We start from the raw sequence: 23,278 nt of genomic DNA, 5'->3' as shown, positions 1-23,278 counted from the left end.
AATCCGCTGAGGGTCGTGCGCGGACCCTGAGCGCGGTCAGTCCGCGCTGCGGGTGGGCAGGAGGTGGATGGCCTCCATCGCCAGCTCGGCCGCGATCGGGTCCTGTGCGAGCACGGCCGCGCGGAGCTTGTCGATCTCGGGACGGACCACGTCGGCCGGCACCAGCTCGGTCAGCTCGGGCACGCGCAGCTTGAACGCCAGGCCGTCGGTGGTCGCCCGGCACAGCTGCGCGAGCGAGGCGTTGCCGCACGCCTCGACCCACATGGCGTAGATGTCGGACCCCTCGCGGGCCACGTCGTCCATGTGCTCGCCGTCCACCCGCGCGGCGACGTCGTCGAGCACCGCGACGATCTTCTTCCGCTGCGCGGCCGTGAACCGGGGCACCGCGAGCCGCACGACACCGCCGTAGATGACGCCCAGCGTGCGGTAGGCGTCGAGGAGTTCGTCCTTCGTCGGCGCAGCGACGCGGGTGTAGCGGTTCGGTGCCATCTCGATGAGCCCGGCCCGCGCCAGCTCCGCCAGGGCCTCGCGGATCGGGGTCCGGGACACCCCGAGCCACGCGATCAGGTCGTCGTCGTTCAGACGTTCGCCCGGTTCGAGCGTGCCGTCCATGATCGCCGCACGGATCTTGTCCTGCACGGTGTCACGGAGGAGCTTGCGTTCGGCGGCCGGCTGCGTCGAGGGGACTGGCATGGCACCAGCGTGTCACATGTGACGGCCGGTCCGCGAGAGGCGCGAGGGCCACCACGCGCGTCGGCCGAGGTCGTGCACCACCGCCGGGACGAGCAGCGACCGCACCACGACGGTGTCGAGCAGCACACCGAACGCGACGACGAACGCGATCTGCACGAGGAACAGGATCGGGATCACCCCGAGCGCCGCGAAGGTCGCCGCCAGGACGACCCCGGCGGAGGTGATGACGCCGCCCGTCGCCCCGAGCCCGCGCAGCACGCCCTCGCGGGGCCCGTGGCGCAGGCTCTCCTCGCGCACCCGGGTCATGAGGAAGATGTTGTAGTCCACCCCGAGCGCGACGAGGAACACGAACGAGAACAGCGGGACCGACGGGTCCGCTCCCGGCAGGTGCAGCACGTGGTCGAACACGAGCGCGCCGACCCCGAGGGCGGCCGCGAAGGACACCACCACGCTGCCGATGAGCACGAGCGGCGCCACGACGCTCCGCAGCAGGAGCATCAGGATGCCGAGGATCACCAGGAGCACGATCGGGATGATCACCGTGCGGTCGCGGATCCCGGTGTCGTCGGTGTCGAGCGCCGTCGCGGTGACACCACCGACGAGCGCGTCCGGCGACACCCGCTCCACAGCCGTACGGAGGTCGCGGACGGTCTGCTCGGCTGCCGACGAGTCCGCCGGTGCGCGCAGCGTCGCCTCGAGCAGGACGTCCCCGTCGGACACGGTCGGTCGGGCGGTGGGGCCGCTCGCGGCTCCGGCCGTGTCGCCGACCGCCGTCGTGCCGGACGGGCTGTCCGCCGCCGCCGCGACCACGTCGTCCACGCCGTCGACCCCACGGACCGCCGCGACGAGCCGGTCGAGGTCGCGCTCCGGGCCGATGACCTGCGCCGGGCTGCCCGAGCCGCCCGGGAAGTGGTCGGCGAGCACGTCCTGCCCGTCGCGCGCCTGGGACGCTCCGATGACGAGGTCGCTCTGCGGCACCCCGTCCGCGCGGAGTCCGACGAGTCCGGCACCCATCGCGAGCAGCGCCACCGTGCAGACGATCCACACCGTCCGGGCGCGACGGGCGACCAGGCGCCCGACGCGGGCCCACACGCCGCGGGCGTCGGCCCCGGTCAGCACCGGGTGCGCGCTGCCGTTCGCCGGGCGCCGCGGCCAGAACGCGGCACGCCCGAAGGCCATCAGGAGCGCGGGGAGCAGGGTCAGGGACGCGAGGAGGCTGAACGCGATGCCGATCGCAGCCACCGGACCGAGCGCCTTGTTCGAGTTCAGGTCCGAGAAGAGCAGGCACAGGACGCCGACGATGACGGTGCCGCCCGAGGCGAGGATCGGTTCGACGGACCCGCGGAGCGCCGCCCGGGTCGCACCCCAGCCCGTGCGGTGGTCCCGCAGGGCCTCGCGGAACCGCGCGGTGTAGAGGAGTGCGTAGTCGGTCGCGGCACCGATCACGAGGATCGACAGGATGCCCTGCACCTGGCCGTTCACGGTGACGACGCCCGCCTCCGCCAGCGCGTACACGACGAGGATCGAGGCGCACAGCGCGAACGTGGCCGTCCCGAGCACGAGGAACGGCAGCAGGGGCGACCGGTAGACGACCACGAGGATGACGAACACCGCGGCGAGCGCGACGCCGAGGAGCAGCCCGTCGATCCCCGCGAACGCCGCCGTGAGGTCGGCCGTGAAACCCGCCGGCCCGGTGACGTACCCGGCCACCCCGGTCGGGAGCGCCGCGTCCACGTCGGCCCGGATCGCTGCGACGGCGTCGCCGGGGTCGGCGGCCTCGGTGAGGGTGGCCACGATCTCGGCGGCCTCGCCGTCCTCGCTCGGGATGACCGGACTGACGCCCTGCACGTCGTCCCGGTCGGCGAGCACGGCCGCGAGCTGCCGGGCGTCCGCCAGGTCGTCGCGGGTCAGGCCGCCGTCGCGCTCGAGCACGACGATCGCCGGGGCACCCGCCGGCTGCCGGAAGTCGGCCGCGCGCTCCTGCACGGTCGTCGCGTCCGCCGAGGCCGGCAGGAACGAGGTCTGGTCGTTGGTCGCCACCTCGCCGATCTTCCCGAACACGGGGCCGCCGACACCGGCGACGACGAGCCACACGAGGATGACGAGGGCCGGCAGGACGATGCGGAGGGAGCGCTTCACGGGGTGAGCGTACATGGATCGTCAGCATGCTGACCATCTCGCGTCCGCGGCCCCGGTCGTAGGATCCCACCATGCACGATCCCGCCGCGCAGTGGCCCCTCGGACGCCTGCTCTCGGCCGCAGCCCGTGCCGTCGAGCGCGAGTGGGACGAGCGCCTCCGCGCGGTCGGGCTGTCCCACGCGGCGCTCGTCGCCATCGACATCCTGCTGCGCACCGGGCCGACCGGCGCCGACACCATCGCCCGGACCGCGCGCGTGCAGCCCCAGACGATGTCCCGGACGCTCGAACGGGCCGAACGCGACGGCCTCGTGGCCCGCACCGCACACCCGGAGGACCGTCGTCGGCGGGTGGTCTCGGTCACCGCGGACGGCCGGCGCGCGTGGGAGACCGCGCAGCACATCGAGCGCGAGGTCCTGCCCGAGGACGAGGGCCTGCGGAAGCGGCTGACCGCCCTCCTCCACAACAGTAGCGTCTGAAATACTGCATGTAGTAGGCTGCTCCGGTCGGCGCAGGGCCGACCCGACCGGCAGGAGTCCCGCATGCCCGAACGTCGCGCCGACCGAGCAGCGGCCGCAACAGCCGCGCCCGTGCGACGGCAGCGGCGACGGCGTCCGGTCCTCGTCGCACTGATCGCCACGGTCGGGTCGCTCCTCGGCATCGCCACGGTCGTCGCGGTCGTGGCGGCGACCTTCGTGGGCGGTCTCGCCCGGAGCTTCGACGAGCACACCGAGGTCCTGACCGAACCGTTCCCCACCGGGGCGCGTCCGTCGCCCACCGGGAGCGCCGAGGACATCCTGCTCATCGGGTCGGACTCGCGGGCCGCCCTCGACCCGGACGGCGACCACACGGCCGGCGGACGGTCGGACACCCTGATGCTCGCGCACGTCCCCGCGGACCGTCGCCACGTCTACCTCGTGTCGATCATGCGCGACTCGTGGGTGGAGATCCCGGGGCACGGCACCGCGAAGATCAACGCGGCGTACTCCTGGGGCGGCATCCCCCTGACCGTGCAGACCGTCGAGCAGCTGCTCGACGTGCGGATCGACCACGTCGCCGAGATCGACTTCGCCGGGTTCGCCAGCATGACGGACGCCCTCGGCGGCGTCACGGTGCAGTCCTCCACCGACTTCACGGCGCGGGGTCACCACTTCACGCAGGGACCGAACCACCTCGACGGCCAGCAGGCGCTGGCCTTCGTGCGCGAACGGTACGCCTTCTCCGACGGCGACCAGGCGCGTGTGCGCAACCAGCAGGCGTTCCTGCGGGGGGTGTTCCAGCAGGCGCTGTCCCGGGGCACCCTGACGGACCCCGGACGGATCGGGGACCTCGTGACCGCGACGAGCGAACACCTCGCGGTCGACCCGGGCCTCGACGTCCCGACGATCGCGCGCCTCGGGTGGTCGCTCCGGCACCTCGACGCGGACGACCTCGTCACGGTCACGATGCCGATCGACGGGAGCGGGACGTCACCGGACGGACAGTCCTTCGTCCGGCTCAACGAACTCGAGCGTCGTGCACTCTCGCAGTCCCTGCGGTCCGACGACCTGCAGCGGTGGGTCGATTCGCACGGGCGCTGACGCGCGAGCGGCGCCACGACGCACGAGGCCCCGTGGCGTCGTGCCACGGGGCCTCGTGCTGGATCGGGAGCTCGATCAGGCCGGGAGCTGGAGCTCCTGGCCGGCGTAGATCAGGTTCGCGTCGTCCACGGTCGACGTGTTCGCGGCCCACAGCTTCATGTAGCCACCGTCGATGCCCAGCTGCGTCGCGATCTTGTCGAGCGTGTCGCCCGACTTGATCGTGTAGGTCTTGCCGCTGGTCGGCACGGCGGCCGGCTTGCTCGGCGCGGAGACCGCCGGCGCGGCCGGGGTGGTCGTCTTCGGGGCGGCCTGCTGCTGCGGCGCGGCCTGACGCTGGGGAGCGGCCTGCTGCGGGGCAGCCTGCTGCTGCGGCGCGGCCTGCTGGGGTGCGGCCTGCTGCGGCGCAGCAGCCTGCGGGGCGGCTCCGGCGGTACCGCTCAGGCCGAGCTTCGCGGAGCAGGCGGGCCATGCGCCCCAACCCTGGGACGCGAGGACGCGCTCGGCCACGGCGATCTGGGTCGCGCGGCTCGCCGAGGCGGGGTTGCCCGCGCCGCCGTTGGCCTGCCAGGTGCCGAGGTTGAACTGCAGGCCGCCGTAGTAGCCGTTGCCGGTGTTGATGGCCCAGTTGCCGCCGGACTCGCACTGCGCGAGGGCGTCCCAGGTCGAGCCGGACGCTGCGTTCGCGGGCGCTGCCGCGAGGCCGACACCGGTCGCGGCGATGCCGGCGAAGGCCAGGCCACCGACGATGGTGCGGGTACGGGAAAGCTTCTTCATGGTTGATCGCTCCACCGGGACCACTGACCGACGGACCGCCGGAGCGGTCTCGGTCGCCACTGCCCGTCCCGACCGATCGCGGTCGAGTTGTGGGGTGCGCCTCCGGGGGCAGTGGACTGGTGCCGGCGGCGTCTGGTCGGCAACCATAGGAAATTCGTCACTGTTATCAAACCGAGACAATGGGTTCTACCGGTAGATGCTATGTACCCCGACGGTGTTCCTGTACGTCCGCATCGGTACGGCTGCGGCGATCGGGACGTACCCGGGTACGCGACCTTGGCAGTTCCCTGGCAATGCGGCGGACGGGAGGCCCGTGGCGGCCTGGCCGGGAGCCTCCCGTCCGCCTCCTGGTCACCGCCTGTTCACGCCCTGGACAGCAGCGTCACGGCTTCCAGGTGGCCGGTCTGCGGGAACATGTCGAGCACACGCGCGCGCCGCAGGCGCAGCGAGGGCATGCGGGCGAGGTCCTTCGCGAGCGTCACCGGGTTGCAGCTCGAGTAGACGACGTGCTCGACCGAGGAGTCCTCCAGCCAGCCCGCGAGCGTCTCGCCGATGCCCCGTCGCGGCGGGTTCACCACGACGAGTCCCGGCACGGCGTCGGGGCGGGCACGGAGCGCGTGCTCGGTGGCGTCGTCGGCGGCGAAGCGGACGTCGGTCAGGCCGGCCTCACGCGCCGACTGCTTCGCGGACCGGATCGCCTCACGACTCGTCTCGATGCCCGTGACCGCGCGGCCGGGTCGAGCGGCGTGCAGGGCGAACCCGCCGACGCCGCAGTACAGGTCCCACATCGACGCGGGCGCGACCTCGTCGATCCACGCGGACGCCTGGTCGTAGAGCTGGGCGGCCACGGCCGTGTTCGTCTGGAAGAAGCTCTGCGGGCGCAGGTGCATGGTGACCGCGTCGAAGCGCATCGGCAGGGTCTCCTGCTCCGTGAGCACCACCTCGCGGTCCCCCTCGGTGACGGCCTTGTGCTCGGGCAGCAGGTTCGCGGTCACCACGACGGCCTCCGGCAGCACCCGGCGCAGGGCACCGAGGTGGTCACGGAGCCGGGGCAGCTGTCCCTCCGAGCGCAGCACGAAGCGCACCATCAGGTCACCGTCGGGCGACTCCGTCACGAGCACGAACTTCAGCTCGCCGCGGCGGGCGGCCACGTCGTAGGGGATGAGCCCTGCGTCGGCGACGAAGTCCGCCAGGATCGGCAGCGCCCGCCGGATGCCCGGCGTGCAGATCCCGCAGTGCCGCAGGTCCACCCCGCGCTGCCGGTGGTCGAGGATGCCCACCGTCGGCTGCTGCACGGTCCCACCGACGACCATCTTCGCCTTGTTCCGGTAGCCGGCCTCGGGGCTGGTGATCGCCGGGAGCCACTCGACGGCCCCCGGCCCCCCGGACGCCTCGACCGCGTCGCGCAGGAGTTCGCGCGTGCGGATCTCCTTGTCGAGCACCTGGTCGGCGTAGGGCTGGCCCATCAGGGTGCAGGACCGGCACACCCCGCGGTCGAAGTAGTCGCACTGCATGGCCGGGTCAGGATACGGCAGCGGCGCCCCGGGTCGTCGTCGCGATGCGGTACACCGACGTCGTCGCCGTGACGAACAGGGTCGTGCCGTCGTCGCCGCCGAAGCAGAGGTTGGCGACCACCTCGGGCACGGGGACGTCGCCGATGCGGGTGCCGTCCGGGGTGAAGACCGAGACACCGCGGTGTGTGGAGGACCAGACGTTGCCGTGCTCGTCCACGCGGATGCCGTCCGGCACGCCCTCGCCCGCACCGAGCCGGACGACGACCCGGCCGTTCTTCACCCGGGCGCCGTCGACGTCGTACGCCCGGACGACCGGCTCGTCGGACGACGAGCTCGCGACGTAGAGCACGCGCTCGTCCGGCGAGAACGCCAGCCCGTTCGGCTCGTCGACGTCGAGGACGACCGGGCGGAGGTCCTCGCCGTCGGGACCGCACCGGAACACCCAGTGGTCGCCGTACTCCCGCTCGCCGGGGTGGCCCTCGCGCGGCTGCGTGATGCCGTAGGCGGGATCGGTGAACCAGATGCCGCCGTCCCCCGCGACGACGACGTCGTTCGGGGAGTTCAGCCGGCCACCGCCCCACCCGTCGACGATCGGCGTGACGACCCCGTCACGGTCGCGCTCGACCCGTCGGCGTCCGTGCGAGCACTGCACGACCGACCCGTCGCGGTCGCGGGTGCGGCCGTTCGTGAACTCGACCCCGGCGGCGTACGTCGAGGTCTCGCCGGTGTCCTGGTGCCACTGCAGGATGCGGTCGCCGGGGATGTCCGACCACCGGAGCGTGCGCGAGGACGGGATCCAGCACGGCCCCTCGGCCCACGTGCTGCCGGTCGCGATCCGGTCGAGGGCGCCCGGGTCGGGGACGAGGTCGGTCAGCTGCACGGGTTCTCCTTCGAACGGCGAGCGGGGTCAGGCTGCGGCAGCGGCCTCGCTGCGTCGGTGCACGGCCTTCTCGATCGCCGAGATCGCGAGGCCGAGCAGGATCGACGCCACGACCGCGAGCGTGGTGACGAGGAACGGCTGCTCGCGGCTCCAGTGCCCGGTGGCGGCGGCGATCCCGACGCAGTACGCGGCCCAGACGACGTCGGCGAGCGCGCAGCTGAGCAGGAACCGGCGGAGGTCGAGGCCGCTGTCGGCACCGACGAGGTTCGTGGTCAACCGTCCCATCGGGATGAAGCGGCCGAGGACCGCGATCCGGCCGGGGGCCTTGCGGTAGCGACCGTCGATGGCCTCGCGGGCCTTCCGGATCTTCGGACGCGTGAACCAGGACCGGGAGCCGAGGTCGACCGAACGGGCCAGGCGCCAGAGCACGAGGTCGCCGAGCACCATGCCGACCGTCGCGGCGACGACGAGGAACAGCACGGGCAACAGACCACCGTCGCCCCCGACGAGCAGGGTGCCGATCGCGACGACCATCGCCTGGCTCGGCAGGAACACCGCGACACTGCCGACGGCGAGCACGAGGCCGACGGCGAGGAACGCCCACGGGGTGCCGACGAGCTGGACCACCACGTCCTGCGCTGCGTCCACCGGTCCACCTCCACGGGCGCGGGGAGGCACGCCGGCACCCATCATCCCAGGTCGGTGCGCGGTCCGTGCTCCGTCCGGTGCACGATGTCGCGCATCGTGTCGGCTGCGCCGTCCGCGTCCCCCGCGGCGACCGCCCGCGCGAGCGCGAGGTGGAGCCCGACGTCGTGGCGGTCGGGTCGGATGCTCCCGCGCTCCCGGAGGGCCTCGCCGACGACCCGGTGCAGTCGGCGGTAGAGGACGTTGCCGGACAGGTCGAGCACGCGCGCGTGGAACCGGATGTCCGCGCTCGTGAAGTCGAGGCGGCGGTCCTGGGTCGCGGCGGCGGCGAGCTCGTCCGCGGTGGCGAGCAGCGCCTCCCGTCCGGCCGCGCACTCGTCGCGCGACGCGCGTCGGGCCGCCGCGGCGGCCGCGAGCGGTTCCACGGCGGCACGGAGCTCGCGCAGCTCGGCCGATGCCCGCTCGCGGTCCGGGCCCTGCAGCCGCCACCGCACCACCCGCGGGTCGAGGACGTCCCACTCCACGGCGCCGAGGACGGTGATGCCGACCCGACGACCGGCGTGCAGCAGCCCGAGGGAGACCAGGACCCGGACGGCCTCGCGGACGATGCTGCGGCTCGCACCGGTCCAGGCGACCAGCTCGTCCGTGCTGCGTCGGCTCCCGCGGGCGAACTCCCCGGAGACGACCGCCGTGCCGATCGCGTCGAGGACCCGGTCGTAGGTGCTCGTCACCGCTGCGAGACGGGTGAGAGCACGAGTTCGTCGATCCGCACGTGCGCCGGCGACCCCAGCACGAACGCGACGGTCCGGCCGACGTCCTCCGGTTGGAGCATGCGCTGCCGCGCCGCTGCGTCGGGGACCTCGGGGCGCTGGTCGAGGAAGTCGGTCGCCACGTCGCCCGGGCAGAGGTGCGTCGCACGGACGCCGTGCTCGGCCTCCTGCTGGTTGAGCGTCCGGACGATCGACCCGAGCGCGGTCTTGCTCGCCGAGTACGCCACACCGGCGCCCGGCTGGAAGGACCACCCGGCGTAGGAGGACACCACGACGACGACACCGCCGGACGCCCGGAGCGCGGGCAGCGCGGCGTCGACGACGGTCACGACCGCGGTGGTGTTCGTGTCGAGGACCGCGCGGACGTCGGCGAGCGACTGGTCGGCCCACCGCCGGGCCGGGGTGTTCAGGCCCGCGGCCAGCACGAGGCCGTCGATCCGCCCGTGGTGTTCGAGCACCCGGTCCCGGGCGGCCACCACGGCGTCGGCGTCGGTGACGTCGAGCGGCAGCACCGCCGCGTTCCCGCCGGCGGCACGCACCGCGTCGGCGACCTGCTCGAGCCGGTCGGGGCGACGGCCGCTGAGCACGACCGTCCAGCCGTCCCGGGCCGCGGCGAGCGCGCTGGCCGCACCCATCCCGCTGCCGCCACCCGTGGTCCAGAGCACCTTCGCCGTCATGCTCGAATAGTATGACCATTCGAGGCACGGGCGCCCACGGCACCCGGCCTCCGGAGAACGGGACCGACGAACCGGCCCGGTGAACGGGAGCGACGATGCACCTCGACCTGACCGACCGCGTGGTCGTCGTGACCGGAGCCGCCCGCGGCATCGGCCGGACCCTCGCCGCACGCTTCGTCGCCGAGGGCTGCCGCGTGGTCGCCCTCGACCTCGCCTTCGACGATGCGGCATCCCCCGGCGTCGACGAGGTGGTGTGCAACGTGGCTGACCCGGCGTCGGTCAGCGCCGCGATCGACGAGGTCGTCGCCCGGCACGGCACGATCGACGTACTCGTCAACAACGCCGGCATCAACGTCACCGGGACCGTCGCGGAGCTGGACTGGGACGCCTGGCGCCGGTGCATGGACGTCAACCTGGGCGGCACGTTCCTCGTCAGCCAGGCGGTGGCGCCCGTGATGCAGGCGGCGGGGCGCGGACGCATCGTCAACGCGGCGTCCTTCGCGGCGATCGCGCCGAGCGTCGGCAGTGCGGCGTACGCGGCGTCGAAGTCGGCGGTCGTGGCGTTCACGCGCGTGCTCGCGTCCGAGCTCGGCCCGTGGGGCATCACCGTCAACGCCTACGCCCCCGGGATGGTCCCGACGACGATGAACGGCTTCGCCGAGATGCCGACCGCCGAGCAGGACCGACTGCTCGACACGCTGTCGCTGCGCCGGTGGGAGACCCCGGACGACGTCGCCGACCTGCTCGTGTTCCTGGCGAGCGACGCCGCGGGCTACATCACCGGCACGCTCGTCGACGTGTCGGGCGGGAAGTTGGCGACGCAGATCCCGGCGCGGGCGTACGGGCGCTGAGAACGGGACTGTCCGGCCGTTCAGGAAGTTGCCATCCGGCGTTCCGTAAGCTGTGAGGACCCAGTGAGCCGGACTGCTGCCCGACCCCGAGGAGGTGCCCGATGGTCTCCGTCCTCATCGCGTTCGCGATCGTCGCCCTGATCGTCCCCGCCCTGACCCCCCTGATCGGCCGCCGCGTGTTCTACGTGGCCGCGCTCGCTCCCGCGGCCGCCGCGGTGCTGACGATCGCCCAGACCGACCGGGCGTTGCACGGCGGGGTGACGAGCCGGTGGCAGTGGATCCCGCAGCTCGACCTCGCGCTGTCGCTGCGGATGGACGCCCTGTCGTGGGTCCTCGCCCTCGTGGTCTCGGTCGTCGGTGCCCTCGTGCTCGTCTACTGCGCGTCGTACTTCGGCCGCGACGAGCCGGGACTCGGCCGGTTCGCCGGCGTCCTCACCGCCTTCGCCGGGTCGATGTACGGGCTGGTGGTCGCCGACGACGTCATCGTGCTCTTCGTGCTGTGGGAGGCCACGACGGTCTTCTCGTACCTGCTCATCGGCCACGACGCCGCGAAGCGGGCCAGTCGGGCGGCCGCGATGCAGGCGCTCGTCGTCACCACCGCCGGCGGTCTGGCGATGCTCGCGGGCCTCGTCGCGCTCTCGGTCACCGCGGGCACCACGAGCCTATCCGGCATCATCGCGCAGGCTCCGGAGCTGGTCGACCGTCCGGGTCCGCTCGTGCCGGTGTCCGTCGTGCTCGTGCTGCTCGGCGCCCTGACGAAGTCGGCGATCGTCCCCTTCCACTTCTGGCTCCCGGCCGCCATGGCGGCACCGACCCCGGTCAGCGCGTACCTGCACGCCGCCGCGATGGTGAAGGCCGGCATCTACCTCGTGGCGCGCCTCGCCCCCGCGTTCGCGCTGATGACCGGCTGGCGCGAGACGGTCACGGTGCTCGGGGTGGCCGGCATGCTCGTCGGCGGGTACCGCGCGCTCCGGCAGACCGACCTCAAGCTCCTGCTCGCCTACGGCACCGTCGCGCAGCTCGGCTTCCTCGTGCTCGCCGCCGGCTGGGGCGCCCCCGCCGTGGCGCTGGGCGGCGTGGCGCTGCTCGTCGCACACGCCACGTTCAAGTCGACGCTCTTCCTGGTCGTGGGGTCGATCGACCACGTCACCGGCACCCGTGACCTCGGCAGGCTGAGCGGCCTCGGCCGTCGGATGCCGTGGCTCGTGGTGGTGGCCGTCCTCGCGCTGGCCTCGATGGCGGGGATCCCGCCGACCATCGGGTTCGTCGCGAAGGAGGCCGTGCTGACCGGCTTCGTCGAGGAGCTGCACGGACCGCAGGCCGGGTGGGCATGCGTCGCGCTCGTCGGCGTCACGCTCGGCTCGCTCCTCACCGTCGCGTACTCACTCCGCTTCCTCTGGGGCGCCTTCGCCCGGAAGCCCGGCGTGCAGGAGACCGCGCCGCACGGGCTGCACGGTCTCGGCGTCGTGCCGTCGGTCCTCGCGGTCACGGGCCTCGCACTCGGACTCCTCACCCCGGTCGTCGCGCACGGCATCGAGCCCGCGGCCACCGCGGCGGCGCTCCCCGAGGGCGAGGTCCCGCACCTCGCGCTCTGGCACGGCCTCGAGCCGGCGCTCGGCCTGTCCGCGATCACACTCGTCGGCGGCGTCGCCCTGTTCCTGCTCCGGCGCCCCGTCGAGGCCCTGCAGCACCGCCTCGCCGGCTCGCCGAGCGCCTCCGGCACCTACCGCGCGATCATGCGCGGGCTCGACCGCGTCGCCACCGGCCTGACCGCGGGCGTGCAGCGCGGATCGCTCCCCTACTACCTGACCGTGATCCTCTCGGTGTTCGTCGCCGGGGCCCTCGCCAACCTCGTGCTCGGCGGGCCGTGGGCGTTCCACGTCCGGTTCGCCGACTCGTGGGGCCAGGTACCGGTCGTGATCGTCATGGCGGTCGCCGCGATCGCGGTGCTCACCGCCAAGACCCGGTTCGCCGCCGCCGTCCTCGTCGGGGTGACCGGCTACGGCATGTCCGTGCTGTTCGTCCTGCACGGCGCGGTCGACCTCGCGCTCACGCAGCTCGTCGTCGAGACCGTCACGCTCATCGCCTTCGTGCTCGTGCTCCGGCGGCTCCCCCCGCGGATCGCGACGGCGAACCCCTCGCGCTTCCGGATCGCGCGTGCGCTGTTCGCCGCGCTGGCCGGCGTGACCCTGGCGATCGTCGTGATCGTCGCCGCCTCCGCGCGGAACGCCGCACCGGTCTGGCCGGACCTGCCCGCCCTGACGAGCTCGTTCGGCCACGGCCTGAACGTCGTGAACGTCGCGCTCGTCGACCTGCGCGGCTGGGACACCCTCGGCGAGCTGACGGTCGTCGTCGCCGCGGCCACCGGTGTCGCGAGCCTCATCTTCCTCGACTCGCGCGAGGACACGCTCCCCCGCCTGCGGGACATGCCCGCCAGCGTGGCCGAGGACAAGCACCGCCCCGACGGCGAGCCCCGCGCATGGCTGCCGACGAGCGCCGCGATCCCGACCGGGCGCTCCGCACTGCTCGACGTCGTCGTGCGGCTGCTCTTCCACGGCCTCGTGGTGCTCTCGCTCTACCTGCTGTTCGCCGGGCACAACGCGGCCGGCGGCGGGTTCGCCGGCGGACTGGTCGCCGGCATCGCCCTCGCGGCCCGCTACCTGGCCGGCGGCCCCGCCGAGCTCGGTGCCGCTGCCCCGGTGCGTGCGGGCCGCCTGCTCGGGCTCGGCGTCGCGGTCGCCGCGACCACCGCCATCGTGCCGCTGTTGTTCGGCAAGGAGGCGCTCTACTCCGAGTTCTTCGAGGCGACCGTCCCCGTCCTCGGCCACGTCGAGTTCGTCACCGCCACCTTCTTCGACATCGGGGTGTACCTGGTCGTCGTCGGGCTCGTGCTCGACGTGCTCCGGAGCCTCGGCGCCGAGGTCGACCGGCAGCGCCTCGAGGACTCGCGTGCCCCGGTCGCGGACACCACCGAGGGCGACCCCGCCGACAACGTCGCAGCCACCACCCCGGAAGGGAGTGCCACATGACCATCACGCTGGTCCTCGTCATCGCGATGGCGGTGCTGTTCTCGTGCGGGGTGTACCTGCTGCTCGAACGGTCCCTGACCCGGATGCTGCTCGGCTTCCTGCTGCTCGGCAACGCCCTCAACCTGCTCCTGCTCATCATGTCCGGCGCCGCCGGCAAGCCCCCGGTCGGCAAGTCCGCCGAGGGGATCACCGACCCGCTGCCGCAGGCGTTCGCCCTGACCGCCATCGTCATCACCTTCGCCGTCAGCGCCTTCCTGCTCGCGCTCATCCACCGGTCGTGGAAGCTCTCCCGCGCCGACGAGGTCGAGGTCGACGAGGCCGACGCCGCCATCGGCCGCGACCGCGACGACCCGGCCGACGAGGACCCCGAGATCGACACCGACCCCGAGGCCGCGCAGCGCGAGGAGGCCGCACGATGACCTGGCTCGTCCCGCTCCTCGTCCTGGTCCCGCTGCTCGGGGCCGCCGTCGCCCTCGGCCTCCTGCGCCACCGGAAGCTCCAGCGTGCGATCACCGTCGCGGTCCTCGCCGTCGCGGTGGCCGTCGCGGCGACGCTCATGGTGCTCGTCGACCAGCACGGCACGATCGTCGTGCAGGTCGGCGGTTGGCAGGCCCCGTACGGCATCTCGCTCGTGGTCGACCGGCTGAGCGCCCTGCTCCTCACCGTCAGCGCGAGCGTGCTCCTGCTCGTCCTGCTGTTCTCGATCGGCCAGGACCTCGCGCCCGACGACGAGGACGCCCCGGTCACGATCTTCTACCCGACGTACCTCGTGCTCGCCGCCGGCGTGCTCGACGCCTTCATGGCCGGCGACCTCTTCAACCTCTACGTCGCGTTCGAGATGCTGCTCGTGGCGAGCTACGTGCTCATCACCCTCGGCGGCAGCGAGCAGCGCGTCCGGGCCGGCACGACGTACATCGTCACCAGCCTCATCGCGTCGGCGATCTTCCTCGCCGCCATCGGCCTGGTCTACGGCGCGACCGGAACCGTGAACATCGCGCAGATCTCCGAGCGGGTCGCCGGTCTGCCGGAGCACGTGCAGCTCCTGCTCCACACGATGCTGCTCATCGGCTTCGGCATCAAGGCCGCCGTGTTCCCCCTGGCGTTCTGGCTGCCGGACTCGTACCCGACCGCACCGGCACCGGTCACGGCGGTGTTCGCGGGCCTGCTGACGAAGGTCGGCATCTACGCGATCATCCGGCTCGAGACCATCATCTTCCCGGGGCCGCAGCTCAACGACGTCCTGCTCGTCGTCGCGGTCCTGACGATGGTCGTCGGCGTGCTCGGCGCCGTCTCGCAGACCGACGTCAAGCGACTGCTGTCCTTCACCCTCATCAGCCACATCGGCTTCATGGTGATGGGCATCGGCCTCGGCTCGGTCGTGGGGACCGCCGCAGCGGTGTTCTACACCGTGCACCACATCGTCGTGCAGACCACGCTGTTCCTGGTGTCCGGCGTCATGGAGCGCATCGGCGGCACCACCTCGACGCGGTCGCTCGGTGGCCTGCTCAGGGCCGCGCCGCTCCTCGCCGCGCTGTACCTCGTGCCGGCGTTCAACCTCGGAGGCATCCCGCCGTTCTCCGGCTTCATCGGCAAGCTCGGCCTCTTCCGGGCCGCAGCCGAGGACGGCTCCCCCATGGCATGGGTGACGATCGGCGCCGGGGTCGTGACGAGCCTCCTCACCCTGTACGCGCTGATGCGCGTCTGGGACGCCGCCTTCTGGCGGCCGAAGCCGGCCGCCGAGGCGGCGGCACCGCACGCCAGCACGGCGGAACCGCACGCGCACCTGCGGTCGCCGGAACCGGCGCCCCTCACCGTGTCCGAGGAGACCGGCGAGGCGTACCACCCGGGAGGCTCGACCACCGTCACCGACGCACCCCACGCGAGCAGCGCCTCCAGTCCGGCCACCGGGCAGACCGCCGCGGTCGAGCCGTCGGCGCACGCGCCGCTGCCGCGCATGCTGGTGGCGGTCACGACGGTGGCGGTCCTCGGTTCGGTCGCCCTGACCGTCGTCGCCGGACCGCTCTACGGGTACGCGACCCGCGCCGCCGAGTCGCTGGAGTCACCCGACCGCTACGTGCAGGCCGTCCTGGGAGGTGCACGATGAGCGACCTCCGCCGCACGTCGAACGCCCGCCGCATCGCGCTCGCGTGGCGCTACGACGTCCCGCTCGTCGCCGGGCTGACCGTGCTGTGGGCGCTGCTCTGGGGTTCGTGGACCGTGCTGACGCTGCTGTGCGGCGTCGTGGTCGCACTCCTCGTGACGCAGCTGCTGCCGCTCCCGCCGGTCCCGCTCTCGAAGCGCCTGTCGGTGCCGCGGCTGCTCTGGTTCCTCGTGGTCTGGGCGGGGCTCGTCGTCGTGGCGTCCTTCCGGGTCGCCTGGGTCGCCGTGCGTCCGCGCGGTGTCCGCCGCAGCTCGATCGTGCTCGTGCAGATGCACACCACGTCCGAGATGACCTTCACGCTCGCCACCCTGGCGATCTCCCTCGTGCCCGGGTCGTTCGTCGCCGACGTCGACCTGCCGCGCCGGCGCCTGCTGCTGCACGTGCTCGACACCGAGCGCACCGAGCAGGTCGAGGCCGCCGCGCACGAGGCCCACCGCATCGAGGAGCTCGTCATCCGCGCCATCGGGTCGAAGCAGGACGTGTCCGAACTCGCCGAGCCGCTGCCGGCGGTGACCCGGTGAGCGCCGCCGTGGTCGTCATGGGCATCGGCGTCCTGCTCGTGCTCGCCCTGCTCGGGGCGACCCTCGCCCTGGCGGTCGGGCGGATCGTCCGCGGTCCGACCATCCTCGACCGCATGATCGGCTCGGACATCGTGCTGACCACCGCGCTCGTGGTGATCGCCGCGGCGATGGTCGTCCGGCAGGACCTGACCGCCGTCCCCGTGCTCGTGGTGATCGCGGCGACGAGCGTGTTCGCCACGATCGCCGTCGCCCGGATCGTGACGCCGTCCTCGGACCCGTCCGACGAAGGCACGGACGCGACCACGCCGGAGCACGCCGTGGAGGAGGAGTCGAAGTGATCGCGATCCTGGAGTCCTTCGTCGACGGGGCCGGTGTCCGCGCCTGGATCGCCCTCGCGCTGCTGCTGGTCGCCTCGGCGCTCTCGCTCGCCGCCGCGATCGGCATCGTGCGGTTCCCCGACCCGCTCGTGCGCCTGCACGCGATGGCGAAGCCGCAGGTCCTGGGGTTGGCGCTCGCCCTCGCGGCGGTCGTCGTCGCGGTGTGGACGTGGACGGCGTTCTGGGTCGTCGTGCCGGTCCTCGTGTTCCAGCTGTTCCTGGTGCCGGTGTCGACGCACATGATCGCGCGCGCCGGTCTGCGGTCGAACGACTACCGGCACGAGGACCTGCTGGTGGACGACACCGAGGACTGACCCCGAGGCCCGACTCAGCCCGCCGCGGCGGCCTCGGACGGCTCGGGCGCCGGCGAGCGGGTGTCCCGCCGCGCGAGCAACAGGTCGGCCACGGCGGCGAGCACCACCAGCCCCGCCGCGAACGCCGGGAAGAGCATCGCGGCGCCCGTCCCCGCCCGTTCGGCGACCTCGCCGACGACCGCGGACGCGACCGACTGCCCGACGATGACCGCCGAACCGAGGATCGTCATCGTCGTCGCCGAGCGGCCGACCGGGGAGCGGTCCGACCCGAGGCTGTACTGCGCGACGAGCGTCGGGCCGATGCCGATCCCCAGGATCCCGAGGACGAGCACGACGGACCCGATCGAGTCGGCACGGCTGAACGCGATCGCCCCGCCGAGCAGCACGAGGCCGGACACGAGCCAGCGCCACGTGACCCCGAAGGACCGCGGGAAGGCCGCCGAGCCGAGCGCGAGCGCCGCGGAGCCGATGCCCATGACGCCGTAGAGCAGGCCCGCCTGGGACGCCTCGCCGTGACCTTCCACGAAGGCGGTCAGCGAGGTCAGCGTCGAGCCGAAGAACAGACCGACGCCGAGGATGCCGACGACCACGACGAGCAACCGGGGGCGGAGGAGCTGCCGGGCGGGCGCCCGGGTCTCCTGCGCCGGCCCACCGACGACGAGCCTGCCGGTGGGGTGCAGCGCGAAGGCGGTGACGAACACGAGCGTCAGCGCGGCGGCCCCCGCGACGGCCACCCACGGCGCGATCGCACTCGCGAGCAGGCCGACCAGGAACGGGCCGATGATGAACACGGTCTCGTCGGCGGCGGACTCGTAGGCCATCGTGCCGCTGAAGACCCTGTCGCGACGGGCGGGCGAGGTGTGGCGTCGGATGAGCGCGACGAGTCGCGTCCGGGACATCGGGGCGACCTGCGGGGCGGTCGCGCCGATGCAGAACGACATCGCGAGGACCGCGAGGTCGGGCGCGGTCCCCGCGACGACGAGGGGCAGGACGCCGAGGAGGACGGCGTTCGCGAGTCCGACGGGCACGAGCACGGCCCGCTGGCCGAAGCGGTCGGCGGCGACGCCGACGAGCGGGCCGAAGACCGCCGAGCCGATGCCGACGGACGCGGAGTTGATGCCGCCCAGCGCGACGGAGTCACGGGAGGCGACGACGAGGGTGAGGACGCCGACGACCATCATCGCGAAGGGCAGCCGGGCGATGAACGCGATCGGGAAGTACCACCGACCGGCGAGGGAGACGAGGGGCGCGTCGGCGCGACGTTCGTGGAGCATGAGGGGTGTGCCTTCTGGGGCCCGGCCTGGTCGGTCGACGGGCCCGTCGGGGTGCCGCCGTTGATCCGCCGGGGGTGCCGACGGCCGGTAGGTACACACTGCGTACTGGTGGTGCCCGACCAGGGTAGCAAGCGTGACCGCGCGGCGGACGGGAGGCGCGTGCCGGTCCCGCCACGCGCCTCCCGTCCGCCGTCAGTCCCGTCGGCGCAGGCCGTCGTCGATGCGCGCCAGCAGGGTCGCCGCTGCGGCGAGCCCCTCCTCGTCCCCCGCGAGGGCGGCACGGAGCCGCCCGGCCCAGTGCGCGTGCAGCCGCTCGATGCTCTCGTTCGCGCGGGACGTGGCGTGCAGCTGCACCGTGCGGGCGTCGTCCGGGTCGGTGCGGCGCTCGACCATGCCCTTCGCAACGAGCGAGCGGAGCGCGACGCTGCAGTTGCTGCGCTGGAGTGCGGTGGCGTCGGCCACAGCGCTCGGCGAGGCGCCGGGGTTCCGGTGCACCCAGCGCATCACGAGCGCCTCGGTCCCGGTGAGCGGCACGATGTCGGGGGCGTGCGGGCCGTGCGGGTCGACCTCGCGGCCGATGCGCAGGACGACGTCGGCGAACTCGGCGAGGGCGTCGTCGGAGACCGCTGGTGCCATGCCGTCACTGTACCGCTGCCGACGGATGAGTTATGGTTTCATAACCATGACGACCGACACCGGATCCATCCGCGCCGCGACGGCGAAGCCCTCCACCCGGCCGACGGGCATCACGACGCCGCTCCTGCTCGTGCTCGGCCTGCTCAGCGCGGTCGCGCCGTTCGCGACCGACCTCTACCTGCCGGCGTTCCCGCAGATGACGACCGAGCTCTCGGCGTCCGCGACCACCGTGCAGCTGACCCTGACCGCCTTCCTGGTCGGCGTGACCGCGGGGCAGCTCGTCTTCGGGCCGCTGTCCGACCGCTTCGGCCGCGTGCCGCCGCTCCTGGCGGGTGCCGCGCTGTGCGTGCTCGCGAGCGCGGCCGCGGTGCTGGCACCCAACGTCGGCGTGCTCGTCGTGGCACGCCTGCTGCAGGGCCTCGGCGGCGCGGCCGGCATGGTGATCGGCCGCGCCGTCATCTCGGACCTCGCGACCGGCAGGCCCGCGGCCCGGGCGTTCTCGCTCATGATGATCGTCGGCGGGGTCGCCCCGGTGGTCGCACCGCTGCTCGGCGGGTTGCTCACCGGCCCGATCGGGTGGCGCGGGCTGCTCGCGATCGTCCTCGGCCTGTCGGTCGTGATGCTCGTGTCCGTGCTGGCGGTGGTCCGCGAGACGCACCTGCGCGCCCGTCGCGACGCGCTGCGGGCCGAACGCACCGCCTCCGGTTCTCCGCTGCGAGCGCTGCGCTCGCGGACGTTCGTCGGCTGGACCGCCGTGTTCGGCTTCGCGTTCGCGGTGATGATGGCGTACATCTCGGCGTCGCCCTTCCTGTACCAGGGCATGCTCGGCCTCGACACGGTCGGCTACGGACTCGCCTTCGGCCTGAACGCGCTCGCGCTGATGGGCGTCAGCATCCTGTCCGCGAAGCTCACCGCGACCCGCTCCGTCGAGGGTGTCCTGACCCTCGGGATCGTCCTGGTGACGGCGTCGACCGTCGCGTTCGCGCTGCTCGTCGTCACCGGTGCGCCGGTCCTCTGGCTCGCCGTCCCGCTGTTCACCGCCGTCGGTTCGCTGGGCCTCGTGCTCGGCAACGCCACGGCGATGGCGCTCGGCGCGGTGCCCGGCGTGGCCGGGAGCGCCTCCGCCGCGCTCGGAGCGCTGCAGTTCGGGCTCGCGGCGCTCGTGTCACCCCTCGTGAGCATCGGCGGCGAGGGCACGGCGGCACCGCTCGCGATCGTCATGCTCGCCGCCGCGGTCGTCGCCGTCGTCGCGCTCGTCGTGGCGCGGCGCAGCCGGGCGTAGGACGCCGTCGGCGCGGCTGCGCGCAGGTTCCTCAGCGACGGACGCGCAGCGGGACGGCCGCTCCGTCGCGCGGCCGGAGGACCGGGATGCGCGGCATCGCCCAGTCCACCCACACCACGCGCGCGGCCGGTGCCACGGCGACCGCCCAGAGGATCGACGCGGCCGCGTCGGTCGGGTAGTGCACGGCGTCGATCGACACCGACAGGAAGACGACCACGATCGCGACGACGCCGACGACCCGTGCCACCTGGTGCCACCGCGTCTCGCGGACGACCCAGACCAGGGCGATGACGAACGCGGTGATGTACACGGTGTGCCCACTCGGGTAGCCGGGGTCCGGCTGCACGGGGAACGGGTGCGGCAGCAGTGCGACGTCCGGCCGGGCCCGGTGCACGAGCTCCTTCACCGCCGCCGACGGCAGCCAGGTGATCGCGATCGTCATGCCGAAGCCGAGCGCGGGGCGGACGTCGCGTGCCCGCCACCAGATGATCCCCGCGACGACGAACGTGATCGCGATCGCCGGCACTGGACTGATCACGTGGTAGACCGCCGTGGTGAACGCCCCGAGGGCGCCGACGTGCAGCGTGTTGAACGCCTTCGCGAGCCCCAGGTCGACCGTGCCGAGGAAGAACCCGACCACGGTGAGCACGAGCACGGCGACGACGGCGATCGCGATCGTCGACAGCGGACGGGGGTTCGGCTCGAGGATGCCGACGACGTCGGCCCTCCTGCGGCGGCGCTCGGGGTCGGTGCTCATCCGTCCATCGTCCCAGGGGATCGTCCGACCGCCCGGCGTGCCGGCCCCGCTCCGCATCAGAGACCGTTCAGCCCCGTGGCTGCGTTGCCACCCGTCGCGCATCCACAGGTCCCTCCGGGCGACTCCGCCCCGTGCGAGGCTGACGGGATGCTCGTCGCCTACGTCGATGAATCGTACGACCGCGACCGCTACTTCATCGGTGCCGCGATCGCGACGCTGGAGGGGTGGGAAGCGGTCTCATCGCGTCTCGCGGCGGTCCGGCAGCGAACTGCTCGTGAACACGGGACCGATCCCGAGATCGAGTTCCACGGGCACGAGCTCATGGGCGGCAGCGGCCCGTGGTCGCCACTGCGCGGCAAGCACCGCGAAGCCGCCGGCGTCTCACTCGCCGTCCTCGACGCCGCCCGGGACGGTGGCGTCCGGTACCTCTTCCGCGGCGTCGACGTGGCTCGACTCCATGCGCGATTCCGGTACCCGGCGCCTCCGCACGCCGTCGTCTTCGGTCACGTCCTCGAACAGATCGACCAGTACACCGCCGCGCACGGCGACGAGGAGCAGGCGATCGTGGTCGCGGACGAGATCGCGACACAGGCAGAACACCAACGCGCCTTCGCCGGGTACCAGGAGTTCGGGACGGGCGGCGCCGGATCGTCGATGCTCCGGCACATCTCCTCGCCGATCAACTTCGCCTGCTCGCGGTTCTCGGACGGGCTGCAGGTCGTCGACCTCGCCGTGTACGTCCACTTCCGACGTCAGCGCATCCACAACCCGCACCCCGCCGCCCGCCGGACGCTGGCCCGGCAGTGGGCAGCGATCGCGCCCGCAGTGGCACACGAGCAGACCTGGGTGCCGTGAGCGGGACGACCCGGGCAGAACGAAGGCCCCGCGAGCGGGGCCTTCGGCTGGCGACGTCCCGGGAACCGGCCCGTCGTGCCTCCAAGGGTAGTCGACCACTCGCTAGCGTGCAGTCCGGGCAGTGCTTCGACTTCGCAACACCTAGGATGGACGGGTGCCCGCTCCCTTCCCGCCGCTCGACCCCGCCGAGCTCGGCGCGTACTTCTCGCTCATCGAGGTCAGCAGCCTGCTCCGGCACACCGTCGAGCAGCAGCTCAAGGACGCCGGCGGCCTGAGCTACGTGCAGTTCCAGCTGCTCGCGACGCTGGGCGACGCCCCCGACGGCAGCCTGCGCATGACCGACCTCGCCGACGGTGTCGTCTACAGCCGGAGCGGCCTGACCTACCAGGTCGGCCTGCTCGAGCGCGACGGGCTCGTCGTGCGCGCGCCCTCGACGGAGGACGAACGGAGCACCACGGTCGCGCTCACCGACGCCGGGCGCGAGGTGCTCGGCCGGGTCTTCCCCGGGCACGTCGAGGTGCTCCGGCAGCTGTTCCTCGAGCCGCTGTCGGCCGACGACGTCCACGCCCTCGACGACGTGCTCGGACGGGTCCGCGACCACATGCGGACCGTCCCGCCACGCTCCGCCCGGCCCCGACCGAAGCGCGGCTGACCCCTCGCGTCAGTCGGCGACGTCGAACACCACGACCCGTCCGGCTGCCGCGCCGATCGCGTCGGCGACCGGGCGGTGCTCCGGGTGCGGCAGGTAGGCGGCGAGCGCGTCGGCGTCGCGGAAGCGCACCGTCAGCATCCACCCGAAGTCCGCCTCGAGCCCCTCCGTGCTGATGCTCGTCCCCGAGCGCACCGACTCCACCCCGTCGATGCGCTGCAGGTGCTCACGGCACAGCGCGTCGAGGCGCTCGGTGACGCCCTGCCCGTCATCGGTCAGTGCCACCAGCACCACGTGCGTCACGCCAGCCATCCGCTGCTCCCGTCGTCCCCGCACAGCCTGCCACCGGGGTACTGGGACACCACTCCACCTGTGTCCGCACGCAACCCGGCGACCTACCGTCTCCCCCGTACGCAACGACGACGAGAGGCATCACCATGGCAAGTGGAGTGGCAGCGGTCTGGGTACCGGTCAGTGACATGCAGCGCGCGGTCGCGTTCTACCGCGACGCGCTCGGCCTGACGGTCAAGAGCGAGGACGACGACTGGAGCGAGATCGACGCGAACGGGCTGCTCATCGGCCTGAACGGACGAGAGTCGGCGGGCCCGTCGAGCGACGGCGGCGCGGTCGTCTCGTTCCAGCCGGACGGCAGCATCGAGGACGAGGTCGCCGATCTCAAGGCGAAGGGCGTCGACTTCGCGGGCGACGTCAGCGAGCACCCGTGGGGCAAGATCATCCCGTTCAAGGACAGCGAGGGCAACGACCTGCAGCTGTACTCGCCGCCGCAGGGTTGAGGCGACGACCTGCAGACGGGAGGCGGGGGGGGGGCGGGGCCCCCCCCCCCCCCCCCGGGGGGGGGGGGGGGGGGAACCGGGGGGGCCCCCCCCGCAACGGGGCGGGGGA

General features: G+C 73.1%; 25 protein-coding genes. 13 read left to right on the top strand and 12 right to left on the bottom strand.

Annotation, left to right across the window (positions count from 1 at the left end; genetic code table 11):
- Positions 1–36 precede the first annotated feature (36 nt).
- Together AB0N84_RS12555 and AB0N84_RS12550 are read right to left on the bottom strand one after the other, a co-directional pair.
- On the bottom strand, positions 37–693 hold the full coding sequence (locus tag AB0N84_RS12555; protein ID WP_289459318.1) for a GntR family transcriptional regulator: 657 nt from the start codon (positions 691–693) through the stop codon (positions 37–39).
- A 12-nt stretch (positions 694–705) separates the two neighbouring features.
- On the bottom strand, positions 706–2,847 hold the full coding sequence (locus tag AB0N84_RS12550; RefSeq protein ID WP_363546775.1) for an MMPL family transporter: 2,142 nt from the start codon (positions 2,845–2,847) through the stop codon (positions 706–708).
- Between the two features lie 56 nt (positions 2,848–2,903).
- On the opposite strand from AB0N84_RS12550, the gene AB0N84_RS12545 reads away from it, so the two are divergent.
- Positions 2,904–3,308: a MarR family transcriptional regulator gene (locus tag AB0N84_RS12545; RefSeq protein ID WP_182046886.1), complete on the top strand. Its 405-nt coding sequence runs from the start codon at positions 2,904–2,906 to the stop codon at positions 3,306–3,308.
- 63 nt (positions 3,309–3,371) lie between these two features.
- Positions 3,372–4,409 carry an LCP family protein gene (locus AB0N84_RS12540; protein WP_363546772.1) on the top strand — a complete coding sequence of 346 codons (1,038 nt, stop codon included), beginning with the start codon at positions 3,372–3,374 and terminating at the stop codon, positions 4,407–4,409.
- Between the two features lie 75 nt (positions 4,410–4,484).
- Here the strand turns inward: AB0N84_RS12540 and AB0N84_RS12535 are convergent, their stop codons facing one another.
- The 6 genes from AB0N84_RS12535 to AB0N84_RS12510 all read right to left on the bottom strand — a co-directional run bounded on the left by AB0N84_RS12535 (position 4,485) and on the right by AB0N84_RS12510 (position 9,669).
- Positions 4,485–5,183, bottom strand: coding sequence for a transglycosylase family protein (locus AB0N84_RS12535; protein WP_363546769.1), 699 nt, complete (start codon positions 5,181–5,183; stop codon positions 4,485–4,487).
- Between the two features lie 362 nt (positions 5,184–5,545).
- Positions 5,546–6,697, bottom strand: coding sequence for a 23S rRNA (uracil(747)-C(5))-methyltransferase RlmC (gene rlmC, locus AB0N84_RS12530; protein WP_363546766.1), 1,152 nt, complete (start codon positions 6,695–6,697; stop codon positions 5,546–5,548).
- A 7-nt stretch (positions 6,698–6,704) separates the two neighbouring features.
- Positions 6,705–7,571, bottom strand: coding sequence for an SMP-30/gluconolactonase/LRE family protein (locus AB0N84_RS12525; protein ID WP_363546873.1), 867 nt, complete (start codon positions 7,569–7,571; stop codon positions 6,705–6,707).
- A 33-nt stretch (positions 7,572–7,604) separates the two neighbouring features.
- The gene (locus AB0N84_RS12520; RefSeq protein ID WP_182046890.1) at positions 7,605–8,225 is read right to left on the bottom strand and encodes a VTT domain-containing protein; all 621 of its coding nucleotides are present in this window, start codon (positions 8,223–8,225) and stop codon (positions 7,605–7,607) included.
- A 41-nt stretch (positions 8,226–8,266) separates the two neighbouring features.
- On the bottom strand, positions 8,267–8,953 hold the full coding sequence (locus AB0N84_RS12515) for an FCD domain-containing protein (RefSeq protein ID WP_363546761.1): 687 nt from the start codon (positions 8,951–8,953) through the stop codon (positions 8,267–8,269).
- Entirely contained in the window at positions 8,950–9,669 is a 720-nt protein-coding gene (locus AB0N84_RS12510; protein ID WP_182046892.1) for an SDR family NAD(P)-dependent oxidoreductase, read from the bottom strand. The genes AB0N84_RS12515 and AB0N84_RS12510 overlap by 4 nt, the downstream gene beginning before the upstream one ends.
- A gap of 95 nt (positions 9,670–9,764) precedes the next feature.
- Here AB0N84_RS12510 and AB0N84_RS12505 point away from each other — a divergent pair, with 95 nt between their 5' ends.
- The 7 genes from AB0N84_RS12505 (at position 9,765) to mnhG (ending at position 16,922) form a co-directional block, all read left to right on the top strand.
- Positions 9,765–10,520 carry an SDR family NAD(P)-dependent oxidoreductase gene (locus tag AB0N84_RS12505; RefSeq protein WP_363546759.1) on the top strand — a complete coding sequence of 252 codons (756 nt, stop codon included), beginning with the start codon at positions 9,765–9,767 and terminating at the stop codon, positions 10,518–10,520.
- 101 nt (positions 10,521–10,621) lie between these two features.
- Positions 10,622–13,549: a Na+/H+ antiporter subunit A gene (locus AB0N84_RS12500; protein WP_363546756.1), complete on the top strand. Its 2,928-nt coding sequence runs from the start codon at positions 10,622–10,624 to the stop codon at positions 13,547–13,549.
- A complete protein-coding gene (locus AB0N84_RS12495; protein ID WP_289459309.1) occupies positions 13,546–13,968 on the top strand; it encodes a Na(+)/H(+) antiporter subunit C in 423 nt (140 codons plus the stop codon). The genes AB0N84_RS12500 and AB0N84_RS12495 overlap by 4 nt, the downstream gene beginning before the upstream one ends.
- A complete protein-coding gene (locus AB0N84_RS12490) occupies positions 13,965–15,653 on the top strand; it encodes a Na+/H+ antiporter subunit D (RefSeq protein ID WP_363546752.1) in 1,689 nt (562 codons plus the stop codon). Before AB0N84_RS12495 ends, AB0N84_RS12490 begins: the two co-directional genes overlap by 4 nt.
- Positions 15,650–16,231, top strand: coding sequence for a Na+/H+ antiporter subunit E (locus AB0N84_RS12485; protein ID WP_069711877.1), 582 nt, complete (start codon positions 15,650–15,652; stop codon positions 16,229–16,231). The genes AB0N84_RS12490 and AB0N84_RS12485 overlap by 4 nt, the downstream gene beginning before the upstream one ends.
- Complete coding sequence (locus AB0N84_RS12480; protein ID WP_182046898.1) at positions 16,228–16,569, top strand: sodium:proton antiporter; 342 nt, start codon at positions 16,228–16,230, stop codon at positions 16,567–16,569. Before AB0N84_RS12485 ends, AB0N84_RS12480 begins: the two co-directional genes overlap by 4 nt.
- Positions 16,566–16,922, top strand: coding sequence for a monovalent cation/H(+) antiporter subunit G (gene mnhG / locus AB0N84_RS12475; RefSeq protein WP_083263777.1), 357 nt, complete (start codon positions 16,566–16,568; stop codon positions 16,920–16,922). The genes AB0N84_RS12480 and mnhG overlap by 4 nt, the downstream gene beginning before the upstream one ends.
- 14 nt (positions 16,923–16,936) lie before the next feature.
- On the opposite strand, the gene AB0N84_RS12470 is transcribed toward mnhG, so the two are convergent.
- Both AB0N84_RS12470 and AB0N84_RS12465 read right to left on the bottom strand, forming a co-directional pair.
- Entirely contained in the window at positions 16,937–18,196 is a 1,260-nt protein-coding gene (locus AB0N84_RS12470; protein WP_363546747.1) for an MFS transporter, read from the bottom strand.
- 192 nt (positions 18,197–18,388) lie between these two features.
- The gene (locus tag AB0N84_RS12465) at positions 18,389–18,832 is read right to left on the bottom strand and encodes a MarR family transcriptional regulator (RefSeq protein WP_182046900.1); all 444 of its coding nucleotides are present in this window, start codon (positions 18,830–18,832) and stop codon (positions 18,389–18,391) included.
- 46 nt (positions 18,833–18,878) lie between these two features.
- Between AB0N84_RS12465 and AB0N84_RS12460 the strand changes: the two genes are divergently transcribed.
- Positions 18,879–20,114 (top strand): multidrug effflux MFS transporter, encoded by a 1,236-nt coding sequence (locus AB0N84_RS12460; RefSeq protein WP_363546744.1) that lies wholly within the window; start codon positions 18,879–18,881, stop codon positions 20,112–20,114.
- A 31-nt stretch (positions 20,115–20,145) separates the two neighbouring features.
- Here the strand turns inward: AB0N84_RS12460 and AB0N84_RS12455 are convergent, their stop codons facing one another.
- Entirely contained in the window at positions 20,146–20,871 is a 726-nt protein-coding gene (locus tag AB0N84_RS12455) for a phosphatase PAP2 family protein (protein ID WP_182046902.1), read from the bottom strand.
- Positions 20,872–21,018: 147 nt separating this feature from the next.
- Between AB0N84_RS12455 and AB0N84_RS12450 the strand changes: the two genes are divergently transcribed.
- Together AB0N84_RS12450 and AB0N84_RS12445 are read left to right on the top strand one after the other, a co-directional pair.
- On the top strand, positions 21,019–21,726 hold the full coding sequence (locus AB0N84_RS12450; protein ID WP_363546741.1) for a DUF3800 domain-containing protein: 708 nt from the start codon (positions 21,019–21,021) through the stop codon (positions 21,724–21,726).
- Between the two features lie 154 nt (positions 21,727–21,880).
- Entirely contained in the window at positions 21,881–22,378 is a 498-nt protein-coding gene (locus AB0N84_RS12445) for a MarR family transcriptional regulator (RefSeq protein ID WP_363546738.1), read from the top strand.
- Between the two features lie 9 nt (positions 22,379–22,387).
- On the opposite strand, the gene AB0N84_RS12440 is transcribed toward AB0N84_RS12445, so the two are convergent.
- Complete coding sequence (locus tag AB0N84_RS12440) at positions 22,388–22,687, bottom strand: Dabb family protein (RefSeq protein WP_363546736.1); 300 nt, start codon at positions 22,685–22,687, stop codon at positions 22,388–22,390.
- A 125-nt stretch (positions 22,688–22,812) separates the two neighbouring features.
- Between AB0N84_RS12440 and AB0N84_RS12435 the strand changes: the two genes are divergently transcribed.
- Entirely contained in the window at positions 22,813–23,169 is a 357-nt protein-coding gene (locus AB0N84_RS12435; RefSeq protein WP_182046905.1) for a VOC family protein, read from the top strand.
- Positions 23,170–23,278 lie beyond the last annotated feature (109 nt).

The organism is Curtobacterium sp. NPDC089185 (assembly GCF_040685235.1).
Taxonomy (GTDB): Bacteria; Actinomycetota; Actinomycetes; order Actinomycetales; family Microbacteriaceae; genus Curtobacterium; species Curtobacterium citri.
This window is presented reverse-complemented; position numbering and strand designations above follow the sequence as displayed.

Bases quoted from the DNA above. Each gene is read 5' to 3' on its own strand.
- AB0N84_RS12440 (WP_363546736.1), bottom strand. From the start codon at position 22,687: ATGGCTGGCGTGACGCACGTGGTGCTGGTGGCACTGACCGATGACGGG.
- AB0N84_RS12500 (WP_363546756.1), top strand. From the start codon at position 10,622: ATGGTCTCCGTCCTCATCGCGTTCGCGATCGTCGCCCTGATCGTCCCC.
- AB0N84_RS12490 (WP_363546752.1), top strand. From the start codon at position 13,965: ATGACCTGGCTCGTCCCGCTCCTCGTCCTGGTCCCGCTGCTCGGGGCC.
- AB0N84_RS12465 (WP_182046900.1), bottom strand. From the start codon at position 18,832: ATGGCACCAGCGGTCTCCGACGACGCCCTCGCCGAGTTCGCCGACGTC.
- AB0N84_RS12535 (WP_363546769.1), bottom strand. From the start codon at position 5,183: ATGAAGAAGCTTTCCCGTACCCGCACCATCGTCGGTGGCCTGGCCTTC.
- AB0N84_RS12485 (WP_069711877.1), top strand. From the start codon at position 15,650: ATGAGCGACCTCCGCCGCACGTCGAACGCCCGCCGCATCGCGCTCGCG.
- AB0N84_RS12450 (WP_363546741.1), top strand. From the start codon at position 21,019: ATGCTCGTCGCCTACGTCGATGAATCGTACGACCGCGACCGCTACTTC.
- AB0N84_RS12460 (WP_363546744.1), top strand. From the start codon at position 18,879: ATGACGACCGACACCGGATCCATCCGCGCCGCGACGGCGAAGCCCTCC.
- rlmC (WP_363546766.1), bottom strand. From the start codon at position 6,697: ATGCAGTGCGACTACTTCGACCGCGGGGTGTGCCGGTCCTGCACCCTG.
- AB0N84_RS12455 (WP_182046902.1), bottom strand. From the start codon at position 20,871: ATGAGCACCGACCCCGAGCGCCGCCGCAGGAGGGCCGACGTCGTCGGC.
- AB0N84_RS12555 (WP_289459318.1), bottom strand. From the start codon at position 693: ATGCCAGTCCCCTCGACGCAGCCGGCCGCCGAACGCAAGCTCCTCCGT.
- AB0N84_RS12550 (WP_363546775.1), bottom strand. From the start codon at position 2,847: ATGTACGCTCACCCCGTGAAGCGCTCCCTCCGCATCGTCCTGCCGGCC.
- AB0N84_RS12495 (WP_289459309.1), top strand. From the start codon at position 13,546: ATGACCATCACGCTGGTCCTCGTCATCGCGATGGCGGTGCTGTTCTCG.
- AB0N84_RS12435 (WP_182046905.1), top strand. From the start codon at position 22,813: ATGGCAAGTGGAGTGGCAGCGGTCTGGGTACCGGTCAGTGACATGCAG.
- AB0N84_RS12510 (WP_182046892.1), bottom strand. From the start codon at position 9,669: ATGACGGCGAAGGTGCTCTGGACCACGGGTGGCGGCAGCGGGATGGGT.
- AB0N84_RS12505 (WP_363546759.1), top strand. From the start codon at position 9,765: ATGCACCTCGACCTGACCGACCGCGTGGTCGTCGTGACCGGAGCCGCC.
- AB0N84_RS12470 (WP_363546747.1), bottom strand. From the start codon at position 18,196: ATGCTCCACGAACGTCGCGCCGACGCGCCCCTCGTCTCCCTCGCCGGT.
- AB0N84_RS12545 (WP_182046886.1), top strand. From the start codon at position 2,904: ATGCACGATCCCGCCGCGCAGTGGCCCCTCGGACGCCTGCTCTCGGCC.
- AB0N84_RS12540 (WP_363546772.1), top strand. From the start codon at position 3,372: ATGCCCGAACGTCGCGCCGACCGAGCAGCGGCCGCAACAGCCGCGCCC.